Source organism: Thalassiella azotivora, assembly GCF_054781695.1.
The window spans coordinates 65,570-82,809 of record NZ_BAAGTX010000011.1; the positions used below are offsets into that span (position 1 = coordinate 65,570).

12 protein-coding genes and 1 tRNA gene are annotated in these 17,240 nt (G+C 71.0%); 1 reads left to right on the plus strand and 12 read right to left on the minus strand.

The genetic code is table 11. The annotated features are described in order from the left end of the window. Positions 1 to 235: 235 nt before the first annotated feature. The 12 genes from ACYVQV_RS09210 to ACYVQV_RS09265 form a co-directional block, all read right to left on the minus strand. Complete coding sequence (locus ACYVQV_RS09210; protein ID WP_461022981.1) at positions 236 to 4,111, minus strand: DNA-directed RNA polymerase subunit beta'; 3,876 nt, start codon at positions 4,109 to 4,111, stop codon at positions 236 to 238. A 92-nt stretch (positions 4,112 to 4,203) separates the two neighbouring features. After that, complete coding sequence (gene rpoB / locus ACYVQV_RS09215) at positions 4,204 to 7,695, minus strand: DNA-directed RNA polymerase subunit beta (protein ID WP_461023038.1); 3,492 nt, start codon at positions 7,693 to 7,695, stop codon at positions 4,204 to 4,206. Between the two features lie 436 nt (positions 7,696 to 8,131). Continuing rightward, on the minus strand, positions 8,132 to 8,524 hold the full coding sequence (rplL, locus tag ACYVQV_RS09220) for a 50S ribosomal protein L7/L12 (RefSeq protein ID WP_461022982.1): 393 nt from the start codon (positions 8,522 to 8,524) through the stop codon (positions 8,132 to 8,134). A gap of 65 nt (positions 8,525 to 8,589) precedes the next feature. Next, positions 8,590 to 9,192 carry a 50S ribosomal protein L10 gene (rplJ, locus tag ACYVQV_RS09225; protein WP_461022983.1) on the minus strand — a complete coding sequence of 201 codons (603 nt, stop codon included), beginning with the start codon at positions 9,190 to 9,192 and terminating at the stop codon, positions 8,590 to 8,592. A gap of 246 nt (positions 9,193 to 9,438) precedes the next feature. Next, complete coding sequence (locus ACYVQV_RS09230) at positions 9,439 to 9,879, minus strand: response regulator (RefSeq protein WP_461022984.1); 441 nt, start codon at positions 9,877 to 9,879, stop codon at positions 9,439 to 9,441. A 75-nt stretch (positions 9,880 to 9,954) separates the two neighbouring features. Then, on the minus strand, positions 9,955 to 11,562 hold the full coding sequence (locus ACYVQV_RS09235; protein ID WP_461022985.1) for a sensor histidine kinase: 1,608 nt from the start codon (positions 11,560 to 11,562) through the stop codon (positions 9,955 to 9,957). Further along, the gene (locus tag ACYVQV_RS09240; RefSeq protein WP_461022986.1) at positions 11,559 to 12,761 is read right to left on the minus strand and encodes a PP2C family protein-serine/threonine phosphatase; all 1,203 of its coding nucleotides are present in this window, start codon (positions 12,759 to 12,761) and stop codon (positions 11,559 to 11,561) included. The genes ACYVQV_RS09235 and ACYVQV_RS09240 overlap by 4 nt, the downstream gene beginning before the upstream one ends. Positions 12,762 to 12,963: 202 nt before the next feature. Beyond that, positions 12,964 to 13,683 (minus strand): 50S ribosomal protein L1, encoded by a 720-nt coding sequence (rplA, locus tag ACYVQV_RS09245; protein ID WP_461022987.1) that lies wholly within the window; start codon positions 13,681 to 13,683, stop codon positions 12,964 to 12,966. Positions 13,684 to 13,783: 100 nt separating this feature from the next. Then, positions 13,784 to 14,215 carry a 50S ribosomal protein L11 gene (gene rplK, locus ACYVQV_RS09250; RefSeq protein WP_461022988.1) on the minus strand — a complete coding sequence of 144 codons (432 nt, stop codon included), beginning with the start codon at positions 14,213 to 14,215 and terminating at the stop codon, positions 13,784 to 13,786. A 67-nt stretch (positions 14,216 to 14,282) separates the two neighbouring features. Continuing rightward, positions 14,283 to 15,161: a transcription termination/antitermination protein NusG gene (gene nusG, locus ACYVQV_RS09255; RefSeq protein WP_461022989.1), complete on the minus strand. Its 879-nt coding sequence runs from the start codon at positions 15,159 to 15,161 to the stop codon at positions 14,283 to 14,285. 101 nt (positions 15,162 to 15,262) lie between these two features. Continuing rightward, positions 15,263 to 15,541 carry a preprotein translocase subunit SecE gene (gene secE / locus ACYVQV_RS09260; protein ID WP_461022990.1) on the minus strand — a complete coding sequence of 93 codons (279 nt, stop codon included), beginning with the start codon at positions 15,539 to 15,541 and terminating at the stop codon, positions 15,263 to 15,265. 102 nt (positions 15,542 to 15,643) lie between these two features. Further along, positions 15,644 to 15,716, minus strand: a tRNA-Trp gene (locus tag ACYVQV_RS09265). A 172-nt stretch (positions 15,717 to 15,888) separates the two neighbouring features. Between ACYVQV_RS09265 and ACYVQV_RS09270 the strand changes: the two genes are divergently transcribed. Beyond that, positions 15,889 to 17,124: a pyridoxal phosphate-dependent aminotransferase gene (locus tag ACYVQV_RS09270; protein ID WP_461022991.1), complete on the plus strand. Its 1,236-nt coding sequence runs from the start codon at positions 15,889 to 15,891 to the stop codon at positions 17,122 to 17,124. Positions 17,125 to 17,240: the final 116 nt, after the last annotated feature.

Genomic DNA, 17,240 nt, shown 5'->3' on the forward strand with positions numbered 1-17,240 from the left:
GCTCCGGACGTGGTGCGGCCCGAGGGCCTCACTCCGCTTGGTGACCGATTCCCGCTCGTCCACCGGACGGATCCGGCCGGCGCGGGCGTGACGCACGCACGAGGGCCTGGGTGTCCCCAGGCACGAACATCGAGAGTACCGGGGCCTGTCCGGAGCGTCAAAACGCCCCGGATGCCCTGGCGTGGTAGGGCCGACGGGAGGGGCCGGCGGACCGGCCCCTCCCCTGCGGCGGTGGTCAGCGGTAGTCGCCGCCGAGGTCGAACTCCTCGAGCGGCACGGCCTGGCCGGAGCCGACGCCGAAGTGCTCGTAGTCGACGTCCTCGTAGCCCGGCATGGCGTACATGGCCGCCTTGGCCTCCTCGGTGGGCTCCACCCGGACGTTGCGGTAACGGGTCAGGCCCGTACCCGCCGGGATGAGCTTGCCGAGGATGACGTTCTCCTTCAGCCCGAGCAGCGGGTCGGACCGCCCGTGCAGCGCGGCCTCGGTGAGCACCCGGGTCGTCTCCTGGAAGGAGGCTGCCGACAGCCACGACTCGGTGGCCAGCGAGGCCTTGGTGATCCCCATCAGCTCGGGCCGGCCCGCGGCCGGCGTCCCGCCCTCGGAGACGACCCTGCGGTTCTCCTCCTCGAAGCGGGAGCGCTCCGCGAGCTCGCCCGGCAGCAGCTCGGCGTCCCCGGAGTCGATGATCGTCACCCGGCGCAGCATCTGCCGGACGATGACCTCGATGTGCTTGTCGTGGATCCCGACGCCCTGGCTGCGGTAGACCTCCTGGACCTCGTCCACGAGGTGCTTCTGCACGGCACGCGGGCCGAGGATGCGCAGCACCTGCTTCGGGTCCACGGCGCCCTGGATGAGCTGCTGGCCCACCTCGACGTGGTCGCCGTCGCCGACGAGGAGCCTCGCCCGCTTGGACAGCGGGTAGGCGACCTCCTCCGACCCGTCGTCCGGGGTGATCACGAGCCGTCGCGCCTTGTCCGTCTCGTCGATGGCGACCCGGCCCGCGACCTCGGAGATCGGGGCGACGCCCTTGGGCGTCCTGGCCTCGAAGAGCTCCTGGACGCGCGGCAGGCCGTGGGTGATGTCGTCACCGGCCACACCACCGGTGTGGAAGGTCCGCATCGTCAGCTGCGTCCCGGGCTCGCCGATCGACTGGGCGGCGATGATGCCGACCGCCTCGCCGATGTCGACGAGCTTGCCGGTCGCCAGCGACCTGCCGTAGCAGCGGGCGCAGGTGCCGACCCGGGACTCGCAGGTCAGGACCGAGCGGACCTTGATCTCGCTCACGCCCTGGGCCACCAGCGCGTCGATGAGCACGTCGCCGACGTCGCTGCCGGCGGCTGCCAGCACCTGCCCGTCGCCGCCGGTGACGTCGGAGGCGAGCGTGCGCGAGTACACGCTGGTCTCGACGTCCTCACCACGCCGCAGGGTGCCGTCGACGCCGGTCTCGGCGATCGGCAGGGTCAGGCCGCGCTCGGTGCCGCAGTCCTCCTCGCGGACGATGACGTCCTGGGAGACGTCCACCAGACGGCGCGTGAGGTACCCGGAGTCGGCGGTCCGCAGCGCGGTGTCCGCCAGCCCCTTGCGGGCGCCGTGCGTCGCGATGAAGTACTCCAGGACCGACAGCCCCTCGCGGAAGTTCGCCTTGATGGGGCGCGGGATGATCTCGCCCTTCGGGTTGGCCACCAGACCCCGCATACCGGCGATCTGCCGGACCTGCATCCAGTTGCCTCGGGCGCCCGAGCTGACCATCCGGTACACGGAGTTGCCCGGGTCCAGGTTGGCCTCCATGGCCTTGGCCACGTCGTTGGTGGCCTGGGTCCAGATCTCGATGAGCTCCTGACGGCGCTCGTCGTCGGTGATCAGACCCATGTCGTACTGCTGCTGGACCTTCGCGGCCTTGCCCTCGTACGCCTCGAGCAGCTCCTGCTTGTTGCCCGGGGCCACGACGTCGGAGATCGAGATGGTCAGGCCCGAGCGGGTCGCCCAGTGGAAGCCGGCCTCCTTGAGGCGGTCCAGGGTCGCCGCGACCTGCACCTTCGGGTACCGCTCGGCGAGGTCGTTGACGATCGCCGAGAGCCGCTTCTTGTCCACGTCCGTGTTCACGTACGTGTAGTCCGCGGGGAGCGTCTCGTTGAAGAGCGCGCGGCCCAGCGTCGTCTCCAGCACCAGCGGCTGGCCCGGCTCCCAGCCGTCGGGCACCTCGGTGCCCTCGGGAGGCACGACGCCCTCGAGACGGATCCGGATCGGCGAACCCGGCTCCAGCTCCCGCGCGTCGTAGGCCATGATCGCCTCGGCGACCGAGCCGAACACGCGACCGGAGCCCGTGCCGTCCTCGGCGACCGACGTCAGGTGGAACAGCCCGATGATCATGTCCTGCGTGGGCATGGTCACCGGCCGGCCGTCGGCCGGCTTGAGGATGTTGTTGCTGGACAGCATCAGGATCCGCGCCTCGGCCTGCGCCTCGGCGGACAGCGGCAGGTGCACCGCCATCTGGTCACCGTCGAAGTCGGCGTTGAACGCGGAGCAGACGAGCGGGTGGATCTGGATGGCCTTGCCCTCGACCAGCTGCGGCTCGAAGGCCTGGATACCCAGGCGGTGCAGGGTCGGCGCGCGGTTGAGCAGCACCGGGTGCTCGGTGATGACCTCCTCGAGCACGTCCCAGACGACGGGGCGCGAGCGCTCGACCATCCGCTTGGCGGACTTGATGTTCTGGGCGTGGTTCAGGTCCACGAGCCGCTTCATGACGAACGGCTTGAAGAGCTCGAGGGCCATCTGCTTGGGCAGACCGCACTGGTGCAGCTTGAGCTGCGGGCCGACGACGATGACCGAGCGGCCGGAGTAGTCGACGCGCTTGCCGAGCAGGTTCTGGCGGAACCGGCCCTGCTTGCCCTTGAGCATGTCGGACAGCGACTTCAGCGGCCGGTTGCCCGGCCCGGTGACCGGGCGGCCGCGGCGGCCGTTGTCGAACAGCGCGTCGACGGCCTCCTGGAGCATCCGCTTCTCGTTGTTGACGATGATCTCGGGTGCGCCGAGGTCGAGCAGCCGCTTGAGCCGGTTGTTCCGGTTGATCACCCGGCGGTACAGGTCGTTGAGGTCCGAGGTGGCGAAGCGGCCACCGTCGAGCTGGACCATCGGGCGCAGGTCCGGCGGGATGACCGGGACGGCGTCCAGGACCATGCCGAGCGGGGAGTTCTTGGTCGTCAGGAACGCCGAGACGACCTTGAGCCGCTTGAGCGCGCGCGTCTTCTTCTGCCCCTTGCCGGTGCGGATGATCTCGCGCAGGGACTCGGCCTCGGCCTCGAGGTCGAAGGACTCGAGCCGCTTCTGGATGGCGGCGGCGCCCATGCTGCCCTCGAAGTAGAGGCCGAACCGGTCCTTGAGCTCCCGGTACAGCATCTCGTCGCCCTCGAGGTCGGCGACCTTCAGCTTGGTGAAGCGGTCCCAGACCTGCTCGAGGCGCTCGATCTCCGCGTCCGCGCGCCGGCGGATCTGGTTCATCTCGCGCTCAGCGGACTCCTTGACCTTGCGGCGGGCGTCGGACTTGGCGCCCTCGGCCTCCAGCTCGGCGAGGTCCGCCTCGAGCCGCTGCGCGCGGGCCTCGACGTCGGCGTCGCGACGCTTGGCGATCTCCTGCTTCTCGACGTCGATGTTCGCCTGCAGCCCGGGCAGGTCGCGGTGGCGACCGTCCTCGTCGACCGAGGTGATCATGTACGCCGCGAAGTAGATGACCTTCTCGAGGTCCTTCGGGGCGAGGTCGAGGAGGTAGCCGAGCCGGCTGGGGACGCCCTTGAAGTACCAGATGTGGGTGACGGGGGCGGCGAGCTCGATGTGGCCCATCCGCTCACGACGCACCTTGGCGCGGGTCACCTCGACGCCGCAGCGCTCGCAGATGATGCCCTTGAAGCGCACGCGCTTGTACTTGCCGCAGTAGCACTCCCAGTCCCGGGTGGGGCCGAAGATCTTCTCGCAGAAGAGCCCGTCCTTCTCCGGCTTGAGGGTGCGGTAGTTGATGGTCTCGGGCTTCTTCACCTCGCCGTGGGACCACTGGCGGATGTCGTCGACCGAAGCCAGGCCGATGCGCAGCTCGTCGAAGATGTTGACGTCGAGCACGAGTGTCCTTCTCTCAGTATCTCAGTTCACGCCGGTGTCGAGTGGTCGCGGGCGGCCGCACCGACCCCCTGGGGAGCCGGTGCGGCCGTCCGTCAGACCTCTTCGACGCTGCTGGGCTCGCGCCGGGACAGGTCGATGCCGAGCTCCTCCGCCGCGCGGAAGACGTCGTCGTCCGCGTCGCGCATCTCGATGGACATGCCGTCGCTGGAGAGCACCTCGACGTTGAGGCACAGCGACTGCATCTCCTTGATGAGGACCTTGAAGGACTCGGGGATGCCGGGCTCGGGGATGTTCTCGCCCTTGACGATGGCCTCGTAGACCTTCACCCGGCCGGGGACGTCGTCGGACTTGATCGTCAGCAGCTCCTGCAGCGCGTACGCCGCGCCGTAGGCCTCGAGCGCCCAGACCTCCATCTCGCCGAACCGCTGGCCACCGAACTGCGCCTTACCACCGAGCGGCTGCTGGGTGATCATCGAGTACGGGCCGGTCGAGCGGGCGTGGATCTTGTCGTCGACCAGGTGGTGCAGCTTCAGGATGTACATGTAGCCGACGGAGACCGGCTCCGGGAACGGCTCCCCGCTGCGGCCGTCGAAGAGCCTCGCCTTGCCGCTGCCGTCGACCATCCGGACGCCGTCGCGGTTGGGCAGGGTGGAGTCGAGCAGGCCGGTGATCTCCTCCTCGCGCGCACCGTCGAAGACCGGCGAGGCGACCGGGTTGCCGGGCTCCGCCTCGTGGGCCGCCGCGGGCAGGCGCGACGCCCACTCCGGCTCCCCCTCGACCTTCCAGCCGCGGGAGGCGACCCACCCGAGGTGGGTCTCCAGCACCTGGCCGACGTTCATCCGGCTCGGCACGCCGAGCGGGTTGAGCACGATGTCGACCGGGGTGCCGTCCTCGAGGAACGGCATGTCCTCGACGGGGAGGATCTTGGAGATGACGCCCTTGTTGCCGTGCCGTCCGGCGAGCTTGTCGCCGTCGGTGATCTTGCGCTTGGCGGCGACGTAGACCCGCACCAGCTGGTTCACGCCCGGCGGCAGCTCGTCGCCCTCGTCGCGGTCGAAGACCTTGACGCCGATGACGGTGCCGGACTCGCCGTGGGGCACCTTCAGCGAGGTGTCGCGCACCTCGCGCGCCTTCTCGCCGAAGATGGCCCGCAGCAGCCGCTCCTCGGGGGTCAGCTCGGTCTCGCCCTTCGGCGTGACCTTGCCGACGAGGATGTCACCGGTGGTGACCTCGGCGCCGATCCGGATGATCCCGCGCTCGTCGAGGTCCGCCAGGACCTCCTCGGAGACGTTCGGGATGTCCCGGGTGATCTCCTCGGCGCCCAGCTTCGTGTCGCGGGCGTCGACCTCGTGCTCCTCGATGTGGATCGAGGACAGGACGTCGTCCTGGACGAGGCGCTGGGACAGGATGATCGCGTCCTCGAAGTTGTGGCCCTCCCAGGACATGAACGCCACCAGCAGGTTCTTGCCGAGCGCGAGCTCGCCCACGTCGGTGGACGGTCCGTCGGCGATGACCGCGCCGGCCTCCAGCCTGTCGCCCTCGTCGACGACGACGCGCTGGTTGTAGGAGGTGCCCTGGTTGGAGCGCTTGAACTTGGCGAGCCGGTAGGTGCTGGAGGTGCCGTCGTCGTTGGCCACCGTGACCAGGTCGGCGGAGACCTCGGTGACCACGCCGGCCTTCTCGGCGACGACCACGTCACCGGCGTCCACCGCGGCGTGCCGCTCCATGCCGGTGCCCACGAGCGGGGCCTCGGCCCGCACCAGCGGGACGGCCTGGCGCTGCATGTTCGACCCCATGAGCGCGCGGTTGGCGTCGTCGTGCTCGAGGAACGGGATCATCGCCGTCGCGACCGACACCATCTGCCGGGCGGAGACGTCCATGTAGTCGACCTCGCCGGCGGGGACGAGCTCGACCTCGCCGCCCTTGGCGCGCACGGTGACGCGCTCGTCCGCGAAGTGGCCATCGTCGGTGAGGACGGCGTTCGCCTGCGCGATGACGTACTCGTCCTCCTCGTCCGCGGTCAGGTAGACGACGTCGTCGGTCACCTGGCCGTCGACGACCTTGCGGTACGGGGTCTCGACGAAGCCGAAGGCGTTGATCCGCCCGTAGGACGACAGCGAGCCGATCAGGCCGATGTTCGGGCCCTCGGGCGTCTCGATGGGGCACATCCGGCCGTAGTGCGACGGGTGCACGTCGCGGACCTCGAAGCCCGCGCGGTCGCGGGAGAGACCGCCCGGCCCGAGGGCGGAGAGCCGCCGCTTGTGGGTCAGACCGGCCAGCGGGTTGGTCTGGTCCATGAACTGCGACAGCTGCGAGGTCCCGAAGAACTCCTTGATCGACGCCACCACGGGGCGGATGTTGATCAGGGTCTGCGGGGTGATCGCCTCGACGTCCTGCGTCGTCATCCGCTCGCGGACGACGCGCTCCATCCGGGACAGGCCCGTGCGGACCTGGTTCTGGATGAGCTCGCCGACGCTGCGCAGGCGGCGGTTGCCGAAGTGGTCGATGTCGTCGACCTCGACGCGGACCTCGTGGTCCTCCCCGTCACGACGGCCCGGCATCGCGGTGCCACCGTCGTGCAGCGTCACCAGGAAGCGGATGGTCGCCACGACGTCGTCGATGGACAGCACGCTGTCACCGAGCGGCGCCTCGAGCCCCAGCTTCTTGTTGATCTTGTAGCGACCGACCTTGGCCAGGTCGTAGCGCTTGGGGTTGAAGTAGAGGTTCTCCAGCAGCGTCTGGGCCGCCTCCTCCGTGGGCGGCTCGCCCGGACGGAGCTTGCGGTAGATGTCGAGCAGCGCCTCGCGCTGGTCGGCGGTGTGGTCCTTCTCGAGGGTGGCCCGGATCGACTCGAAGTCGCCGAACTCCTCGAGGATCTGCGCCTCGGTCCAGCCGAGGGCCTTGAGCAGGACGGTCACGGACTGCTTGCGCTTGCGGTCGATGCGGACGCCGACCATGTCGCGCTTGTCGACCTCGAACTCCAGCCAGGCGCCCCGGGACGGGATCACCTTCGCGGTGTAGACGTCCTTGTCGGAGGTCTTGTCCGGGGTGCGCTCGAAGTACACGCCCGGCGAGCGGACGAGCTGGGAGACGACGACGCGCTCGGTGCCGTTGATGACGAAGGTGCCGCGGTCGGTCATGAGCGGGAAGTCGCCCATGAACACCGTCTGGCTCTTGATCTCGCCGGTGGTGGCGTTCATGAACTCGGCCGTGACGAAGAGCGGGGCCGAGAACGTCATGTCCCGCTCCTTGCACTCGTCGAGCGAGTACTTGGGCGGCTCGAACCGGTGGTCGCGGAACGACAGGGACATCGAGCCGGAGAAGTCCTCGATGGGGGAGATCTCCTCGAAGATCTCCTCCAGGCCCGAGGTCTCCGGGACGTCCGTCCGGCCGGCCTCGACCGCTGCGGCCACACGGGCCTGCCAGCGCTCGTTGCCGAGGAGCCAGTCGAAGCTCTCCGTCTGCAGACCGAGCAGGTCCGGGACGTCGAGGGGCTCACGGATCTTGGCGAAGGAGATGCGGCGCGTGGCCGCACGGGAGGTGGAGCTGCTGTTCAGGTCAGACGCGGTGCGCGAGGCGGCCAAGAGGGGTCCTTCCACGGGCCTGCGGGCGTATCGGGCGCATGACGAGCACCCCTGGTCCACCTCTGGGCGAGGTGACGTCGGGACACAAGGCAGCGCAAAGCGACAGCATACTCATCGGGGCAGGAATGTCCAAGCCGGTCGCCGGCGGACGGACGCCTGCCGCAGGTCTCGCTCCGGCCTCCCCCGAGGGACCCGGGGGGCCGCACGCCGAGACCGTGCCTCGCAGCACGTCGCGTCGATGGTGACCCCACCGGCGTCCGGCGTCAAGCACGCGCCCCGCGGACGCGCCGAGGACGACGCAGGGCGGGTCGGACCAGGTGGTCCGACCCGCCCTGCGGCAGGTGCTGCGCCCGTCAGGCCGCGGGCGACGTCGCGGGACGTCGTCCGCTCGGCCCCGGCCTCCCGGGGCGGCCGGTGACGGCCGCCCCGGTACGGCTCACTTGACGGAGACGGTGGCGCCGGCGCCCTCGAGGGCGGCCTTCGCCTTGTCCGCGGCCTCCTTGTTGACCTTCTCCAGGACCGGCTTCGGAGCGCCGTCCACGAGGTCCTTGGCCTCCTTCAGACCGAGCGAGGTGAGGCCGCGCACCTCCTTGATGACCTGGATCTTCTTGTCACCGGCGGCCTCGAGGATGACGTCGAACTCGTCCTTCTCCTCCTCGGCCTCGGCGGCCGCGCCACCACCGGCGGCGCCACCGGCCGCGGCGACCGCGACGGGGGCGGCGGCGGTGACCTCGAAGGTCTCCTCGAACTTCTTCACGAACTCGGAGAGCTCGATCAGCGTCATGTCCTTGAACGCGTCGAGCAGCTCGTCGGTGCTGAGCTTCGCCATGGTGGGCGGTCCCTTCTGGTTGTCCTGCGTCTGGGGTGTGTCAGGTGGAGCTGGTGCCGTCGCGCTCAGGCGTCGGCTGCGGCCTCGTCGGTCGCGGGCTGCTCGTCGGCGGGCTGCTCCGGGACGGCGTCGGAGGACCCGGTGGCCGGGCCGTTCTCCTCGACCTTCGCGCGCAGCGCGTCCACCGTGCGGGCCGCCTGGGCCAGCGGGGCGGCGAACAGGTACGCGGCCTGGTTCAGGGACGCCTTCATCGCGCCGGCCAGCTTGGCCAGCAGGACCTCACGGGACTCGAGGTCCGCGAGCTGGGTGATCCCCGCGGCGTCGAGGGACTTGCCCTCGAGGTAGCCGGCCTTGATGACGAGCTGGGGGTTCGCCTTGGCGAAGTCGCGCAGGCCCTTGGCGGCCTCCACCGGGTCACCGGTGATGAACGCGATCGCGGACGGGCCGGAGAGCTGGCCGTCGAACGCGTCGACGCCGGCCTCCTTCGCCGCGATGGCGGTCAGCGTGTTCTTCACCACGGCGTACTGGGCGTTGTCGCCGAGCGAGCGACGCAGCTCCTTGAGCTGGGCGACGGTGAGACCGCGGTACTCGGTCAGCACGCCTGCGGTCGAGCTGCGGAACTTCTCCGTCAGCTCGGCCACCGCTGCTGCCTTCTCCGGCTTCGCCATGGCCCTCCTTCCGTGGTGTGTGCCGGTTCCCCGGACCCGTGACACGGAAAGAGCCCCGCGCAGGCGCACGGGGCTCGCAGGACCTCAGCCGAGGTTCGTACGGTTCTCGTCCACCTGCGCAGGCCTCCCGCGTCGCGGGACCTTCGGCCACCCGAGGGTGACGACCGGCGGTCTTCGGCATGGTCAGCGTAGACGCAGCGGGACCGCCGACCAAATCCGGTCGACGGTCCCGCTGTCTCCGCACCGTCAGCGGCGCGGGAGCCGGACCACGCTGACGAAGAACTCGTCGATCTGGCGGACGACGGCGATGAAGCGCTCGAAGTCCACCGGCTTGGTCACGTAGGCGTTGGCGTGCAGCGAGTAGCTGCGCAGGACGTCCTCCTCGGCCTCCGACGTCGTCAGCACGACGACGGGGATGCTGCGCAGGGCCTCGTCCTCCTTGAGGGCGTGCAGCACCTCGCGCCCGTCCATCCGCGGCAGGTTGAGGTCGAGCAGCACCAGGTCGGGCGTCGGTGCGTCGGCGAAGCGCCCCTCCTTGCGCAGGAACTCCATCGCGGCGACGCCGTCCTCGACGACGAAGAGGTTGTTCGAGACCTTGTTGTCCTCGAACGCCTCCTTGGTCATCAGCACGTCGCCCGGGTCGTCCTCGACGAGAAGGACGTCGATCGCCCGGGTCTCCTCCAGCATGTCGTGCGTCCTCCTCGTCGCGCCCCCTCGTGCGGCGACGGGTGTCGCCGGTGGGGCGGGCCCATCCTGCCGCACTCAGCCGCGGCCGGCGTCCACGCGCGCCGCGTCGCCGTCCGGGACCGGCACGTCGAGGACCCCCACCAGCGTCGGCTCGGCGGCAGCCGGTCGCGGCAGGGTCCAGCGGATCGTCGTCCCGCGCTCGACGTCCGGGTCCACCCAGATGCGCCCGCCGTGGTGCTCGACGATCTTCTTGCACATCGACAGCCCGATGCCCGTGCCGCTGTAGACGTCCTTGGGGTGCAGGCGCTGGAAGATGACGAACACCCGGTCGTGGTACTGCGGCTCGATCCCGATGCCGTTGTCGGCCACGGACAGCTCCCACCCCTCGGCGGTCTCGTGGCAGCCGACGTGGACCCGGGGCGCCTCCTCGCCACGGAACTTCACCGCGTTGCCGACGAGGTTCTGGAGCATCTGCGTGAGCAGCGGCGCCTCGCCGTGCACGACGGGCAGCTCGTCGTGGGTGACCACCGCACCGGACTCCTCGAGGGCGGTCTCCAGGTTGCCCAGTGCACGGTCCAGGCAGTCCTGCAGCGGCACGTCGGACAGGCCGGTGCTCAGGCGGCCGACGCGCGAGAAGTCGAGCAGGTCGTTGATGAGCTGCTGCATGCGCTTGGCCCCGTCGACCGCGAAGTGGATGTACTGCTCACCCCGCTCGTCGAACTGGCCGCCGTAGCGCTTCTCCAGCAGCTGGCAGAAGCTGGCCACCTTGCGCAGCGGCTCCTGCAGGTCGTGCGAGGCGACGTAGGCGAACTGCTCGAGCTCTCGGTTGGAGCGCTCCAGCTCCTCGGTCTGCTCCCGCAGCGCCGCGTGGGTCTGCTGCAGCTGCTCGGTCGCCTCCCGGACCGTCGCGAGCTGGGCCACGAGGCGGTGCCGCATCTCGTCCACGTCGTGGGAGAGCTGCCGGATCTCGGGTGCCCCGCTCACGTGCACGGGGTGGTCGAGGTCACCGTCGCGCACGACCCTGGTCCCGGCGGCCAGCTCACCCACCGGAACGACCACCCACCGCCGCACGAGCTGCCACAGCAGCGCGATGGACACGACGGCGACGGCCGCGAGCGCCAAGACGGTGAGGTAGAGCAGGGTGCTCCGGCGGTCCAGCTCGTCCACCGCGAGGCGCCGCTGCTCGGCGAGCGTGCCCACGTACGCGTCGAACGACCGGTCGAACCGCTCGAACGCGGCGTCACCGTCCCTGAGGTCCTGCTCGTCGACCGCTGTCGACCCACCTGCGCGAGCCGCCTCGAGCGTGGGCTGCGCCCACTCGGTCCACCACCGCTCCCCGACAGCCATCGCCTCGCGCAGCGCCGCGGTGGAGGCCTCGTCGGTCGCGAGCAGCTCGAGCAGCCGCTCGTCGGTGCTGGGCAGCGTCTCCAGCACCTCCAGCGCCTCCAGCGCCTGGGCATCACCCGTGGTCGCGTAGGAGTGGACTGCCGCGTGCGCCTCGAGTCGCGCGACGAACTTCTCCTGCGAGGTGGTGATCGCCTCGAAGTAGTTGTCCACGACCTCGTGCTGCTGCGAGCGCACGCCCAGGAAGACCCCAGTGGCCACCGCGAGGCACGTCAGCGTCAGCACCGTCACGACCGCGACGGCGGCCGTGAACCTGCCCTGCAGGCCCCAGCGGCTCATCGGGCGGTCCCTCGGTCCCCGACCGCCGGGGGCGCGGACCCGCCGTCCCACTCGAGGGCCACCGCGGCCACGTCGTCCGACATCGGTCCTCCGTTGAGCTCCAGCACGCGTTCCAGCACGGCGTCGAGCACCGACGGGACGTCCCCGTCGGCCTCCCCCATGAGGGCGAGCCAGCCGTCGATCCCCAGCCGGCGCGGCCCGTGGTCCACCCGTCCCTCGATCCAGCCGTCGGTGAAGAGCACGAGCCGCCAGCGCTCCCCCAGGGTCAGGTCGAGCCGGGGCCAGCGGGCGGAGGCGAACAGCCCGAGCATCGGTCCGCGCGCCTGCACGGGGACCTGCTCGGGGCGGGGGTCCATGAGCACTGGGGCGTGGTGCCCGGCGAGCCAGTAGCTGCCGCTGCGCCGGTCGGGGTGGACGACGAGCAGGCACGCCGTGGCGAAGACCTCGGGCACCTCGCGCTCCTGGAGCAGCACCTGCTGCAGGACGGGCAGCAGCTGGTCGACCGGGGTCCCGGCCAGGACGAGGGTCCGCCACGCGATGCGCAGGCTGACCCCGAGCGCCGCGGCGTCCGGGCCGTGGCCGGTGACGTCCCCGATGATCGCCAGGAGCGTGCCGTCGTCGGCCTCCACGACGTCGAAGAAGTCGCCGGCCAGCAGGCCGTCGCGACCGGGGTGGTACCGGGTGGTGACGACGAGGGCGGGGTCGCGGACGACCGGGCGCGGCAGCAGGCTGCGCTCCAGGCGGCGGTTCTCCGCGGCCTGCAGCTCGCGGGAGATCAGCTGACGAGCCTGTTCCTGGGTGCGGCGCCGCTCGATGGCGTAGCGGATCGCGCGACGGAGCCTGTCGTCGTCCACCTGGCCCTTCACCAGGTAGTCCTGCGCCCCTGCGGCCACGGCGGCCACGCCGCTGGCCTCGGCGTCCAGGCCGGTCAGGCAGACCACCGCCGCGCCCGCGGCGGCGCCGACGACGGCGTGCAGGGCCCCCAGGCCCTGCGCGTCGGGCAGCCCGAGGTCCAGCAGCACGCAGTCGAAGCCCTCGGGTAGCCGCGTCAGCGCCTCGTCGACCGTGCGCGCCCGCTCCAGGGCGACGGCGTCGGGCAGGTCCTCGAGGAGCGCCTCGACGAGCACCGCGTCACCGTCGTCGTCCTCGACCAGGAGCAGGCGGATGCGCTCAGGCGCGGGCACGCTCGACACCGCCATGTGCTCCTCACGTCGTGACCTCGTCGTCCCGCATCGTAGGGCGGTTCGTCGCGCTCGCCGTCCGGAGCACCCCCGTCAGCGCGCCGCGTCCGGGTCCTCGGCACCCGGACGGCGCAGCGCCTCCCCGTGGACGACGGACCGCCCGGTGCGCGGCACCGGGCGGTCCGTCGTGGCGCCCGCACGCGGCGGGCGTCGCAGGCGCTCAGGACGCGTCGGCGTCCTCGGCGAGCAGGTTGCGGGTGCGGTTCGGGTCCACCGGGATGCCGGGGCCCATGGTGGTGGAGATCGTCGCCTTGCTGATGTACCGGCCCTTCGAGGCGGACGGCTTGAGCCGCAGGACCTCGTCGAGCGCGGCCGCGTAGTTCTCCACGAGCTTCTCGGGGGCGAAGGAGGCCTTGCCGATGATGAAGTGGAGGTTCGCGTGCTTGTCGACGCGGAACTCGATCTTGCCGCCCTTGATCTCCTCGACGGCCTTGGCGACGTCCATGGTGACCGTGCCCGTCTTCGGGTTCGGCATCAGGCCGCGCGGGCCCAGCACCTTGCCCAGTCGCCCGACCTTGCCCATCAGGTCGGGCGTGGCGACGGCGGCGTCGAAGTCGGTGAACCCGCCGGAGACCTTCTCGATGAGGTCGTCGGAGCCGACGAAGTCGGCACCGGCCGCCTCGGCGGCGGCCGCGCGGTCACCCGTGGCGAAGACCAGGACCCTGGCGGTCTTGCCGGTGCCGTGCGGCAGGTTGACGGTGCCACGCACCATCTGGTCGGCCTTGCGGGGGTCGACGCCGAGGCGGAAGGCCACCTCGACCGTCGAGTCGTACTTCGTGGTCGCCGTGTCCTGCGCGAGGCGGACCGCCTCGAGGGGGGCGTACAGCCGGTTGCGGTCGATCTTCTCCGCGGCGGCGCGGTAGCTCTTGCCGTGACGCATGGTGTCCTGCTCTCTGTTCGGTGCGGCAGTCGTGGTCGTCCCGGGCCTGCGTCGGCCCTGCCACGGTGGTGCGGGTGGTGCGGGTGTCGCCGTGGTCTGCTCAGCCCTGGACGGTGATGCCCATGGACCGGGCGGTCCCGGCGATGATCTTGGAGGCGGCCTCGATGTCGTTGGCGTTGAGGTCCTCCATCTTCTGCTGGGCGATCTCGCGGACCTGGTCGGCCGACAGGGACGCCACCTTGGTCTTGTGGGGCTCGCCGGACCCCTTGTCGACGCCGGCGGCCTTCTTGATCAGCTCGGCGGCGGGCGGCGTCTTCGTGATGAAGGTGAAGGACCGGTCCTCGTAGACCGTGATCTCCACCGGCACGACGTTGCCGCGCTGGGACTCGGTGGCCGCGTTGTAGGCCTTGCAGAACTCCATGATGTTGACGCCGTGCTGTCCCAGCGCGGGGCCGATCGGAGGCGCCGGCGTCGCGGCACCGGCGTTGATCTGCAGCTTGATGAGGCCTGCGACCTTCTTCTTGGGGGGCATTCGTGGGTCCTTCGCTTCTGCGTGCGGTGCGGTGCGGCGGCGTGGGCACGCCGCCGCCGTGCCAGCGTCAGATCTTGGCGACCTGGCTGAACGACAGCTCGACCGGCGTCTCCCGGCCGAAGATCGAGACCAGCACCTTGAGCTTCTGCGCGTCGGCGTTGATCTCGGTGATGGTCGCCGGGAGCGTCTCGAAGGGCGGCTCCATGACGGTGACGGACTCGCCGACCTCGAAGTCGACGACCGTCACCTGCTCGGGCTTGGCGGCCTTCGCGACCGGCTCCTTGACCTCGAGGGTCGGCGCCAGCATGGAGAACACCTCGTCGGTGCTCAGCGGCACGGGCTGGTGGGTGTGACCGACGAACCCGGTGACACCCGGGGTGTGCCGGACGGCGCCCCAGGACTCGTCGGTGAGGTCCATCCGGACGAGGACGTAGCCGGGGATCCGGACACGGCGGACCAGCTTGCGCTGGCCGTTCTTGATCTCCGTGACCTCCTCCATGGGCACCTCGACCTGGAAGATGTAGTCCTCCATGTTGAGGGAGGTGATCCGGTTCTCCAGGTTCGCCTTCACCCGGTTCTCGTACCCGGCGTAGGAGTGGATGACGAACCAGTCACCCGGCTCGCGGCGCAGCTTGGCCTTGAACTCCGCGACCGGGTCGACGTCGTCCTCGGCGTCCTGCTCGACGCCGGTGGGGTCGGCGTCCTCGCCGACCTCCGCCGCGACCCCGGCCCCGTCCGTGCTGTCGGCGCTGTCGGCGGAGTCCGCGCTGTCCGGGGAGTCGGGGCTGTCCGGGGAGTCGGGGCTGTCCGGGGAGTCGGGGCTGTCCGGGGAGTCGGGGCTGTCCGGGGAGCCGTCACCGGTGGCCTGGTCGTCCTGCTCGGGGGTCGCCGACTCGGCCTCGGTCTCCTCGACCTCGGCAGGAGTGGACTGCGACTGCTCCGACACGGTGCTGACCTGCTTCCTCTTCGTCCTGCGTCGTCCCGACCGGCGTGCGTGGTCCGGTGGGATCGGGTGGCGTGCTTCGGGCGGTGGTCGCGCCGCGGCCGTCAGCTCCCGCCGAACGCCCAGAGCACGAGCTTGCCGAACGCGAAGTCCAGCCCGGACACGTAGAGCATCACGGCGAGCACGAACACCAGCACGACCGACGTGTAGGTGACGAGCTCGTGCCGGGTGGGCCGGACGACCTTCTTCAGCTCGGCGACCACCTGCCGGAGGAAGACCATGAGCCGGGCGAAGGGGCCGGACCGGGCCTGCGAGCCCCCACCACGGGCGTCACCGCGTGCGCGGTCGCTGCCGCCCGCTCCGCCCGTCTGCGTCTGGGTCACTCGTCGTCCTGTTCGCCGTGGTGTGTTCGCGTCTGAGGTCGACCGCCTGGGAGGCGGCCCGGGCAACCGCCCACGGGAGCGCGGGTGGTTCGCCTGCGTGCGCAGGGCAGGAGGGACTCGAACCCACAACCGCCGGTTTTGGAGACCGGTGCGCTACCAATTGCGCCACTGCCCTTCGGTCGCGGACGACCACCAGCCGGGCATCGCTCGGACGCGCGGCATCATGGCGGTCGTCAACCACCGCCGACGAGTGTACGCACTCCGAGCGGGCAGGTCGAACCGCCACCGCCGTCTTGCCGTCCGGACCTGGTGGCCCCGACCGCCGTCGCCGGTGGGAGCATGACCGGGTGAGCCAGACGCCCGCACAGACCACGTCCGCCCCGCGCCCGCGCGTGTCCGCCCGCGTCGGCGCGATCGCCGAGTCCGCGACCCTCGCCGTGGACGCCAAGGCCAAGGCCCTGAAGGCCGAGGGCCGTCCCGTCATCGGCTTCGGTGCCGGCGAGCCCGACTTCGCCACGCCCGGCTACGTCGTGGAGGCCGCGGTGGCGGCTTGCGCCGACCCCGCGAACCACCGCTACACCCCGGCCGGGGGCCTCCCCGAGCTCAAGCGCGCCCTGGTCACCAAGACCGAGCGGGACTCGGGCTACGCCGTGACCCCGGAGCAGGTGCTCGTCACCAACGGGGGCAAGCAGGCGGTGTACACGGCCTTCGCGACGCTGCTGGACCCCGGCGACGAGGTCATCCTGCCCGCGCCGTACTGGACCACGTACCCCGAGGCGGTCCGGCTCGCCGGGGGCGAGCCCGTCGAGGTGTTCGCCGACGAGGAGCAGGGCTACCTCGTGACCGTGGACCAGCTGGAGGCGGCCCGCACCGAGCGGACCAAGGTGCTGCTCTTCTGCTCGCCGTCCAACCCGACCGGGGCCGTCTACCCCGTCGAGCAGGTGCGCGAGATCGGGCGGTGGGCGCTCGAGCACGGCATCTGGGTGGTCACCGACGAGATCTACGAGCACCTCGTCTACGACGGCGCCCGGGCGGCGTCGATGCCGGTCGAGGTCCCGGAGCTCGCCGACACCTGCCTCGTCCTCAACGGGGTCGCCAAGACCTACGCCATGACCGGCTGGCGGGTGGGCTGGATGATCGGTCCCCGCGACGTGGTCAAGGCCGCGACGAACCTGCAGTCGCACCTGACGTCCAACGTGGCGAACGTCAGCCAGCGCGCCGCGGTCGCCGCCGTCAGCGGCGACCTGTCTGCCGTCGACGCGATGCGCACCGCGTTCGACCGCCGCCGTCGCACGATGGTCGAGATGCTCAACGCCATCGACGGCGTGGTGTGTCCGACGCCGCAGGGCGCCTTCTACGCCTACCCCAGCGTCAAGGGGCTGCTCGGGCGCACCATCCGCGGCCGCACCCCGCAGACGTCGGCCGAGCTCGCCGAGCTGGTCCTCGACGAGGCCGAGGTCGCCGTCGTGCCCGGTGAGGCGTTCGGTCCCAGCGGCTACCTGCGCCTGTCGTACGCCCTGGGGGACGACGACCTGGTGGAGGGCGTCGGCCGGCTCCAGCGGCTGCTCGGCGAGGCCCGCTGACCCGCGCACCCCGGGCCGCGACGGCCTGACCGCGGCACCCGTCCACCGTCCGGTGGACGGGTGCCGTCGTCCGCGAGGTGCTGCCGCGACGGGGCCGGCCGCGCCAGGATGGAGCC

What these genes read in the sequence shown, in the direction of transcription:
- rplL (WP_461022982.1), bottom strand. Translation starts at nt 8,524, where the DNA reads ATGGCGAAGCTCAGCACCGACGAGCTGCTCGACGCGTTCAAGGACATG.
- ACYVQV_RS09240 (WP_461022986.1), bottom strand. Translation starts at nt 12,761, where the DNA reads ATGGCGGTGTCGAGCGTGCCCGCGCCTGAGCGCATCCGCCTGCTCCTG.
- rplA (WP_461022987.1), bottom strand. Translation starts at nt 13,683, where the DNA reads ATGCGTCACGGCAAGAGCTACCGCGCCGCCGCGGAGAAGATCGACCGC.
- ACYVQV_RS09230 (WP_461022984.1), bottom strand. Translation starts at nt 9,879, where the DNA reads ATGCTGGAGGAGACCCGGGCGATCGACGTCCTTCTCGTCGAGGACGAC.
- ACYVQV_RS09235 (WP_461022985.1), bottom strand. Translation starts at nt 11,562, where the DNA reads ATGAGCCGCTGGGGCCTGCAGGGCAGGTTCACGGCCGCCGTCGCGGTC.
- rplJ (WP_461022983.1), bottom strand. Translation starts at nt 9,192, where the DNA reads ATGGCGAAGCCGGAGAAGGCAGCAGCGGTGGCCGAGCTGACGGAGAAG.
- rplK (WP_461022988.1), bottom strand. Translation starts at nt 14,215, where the DNA reads ATGCCCCCCAAGAAGAAGGTCGCAGGCCTCATCAAGCTGCAGATCAAC.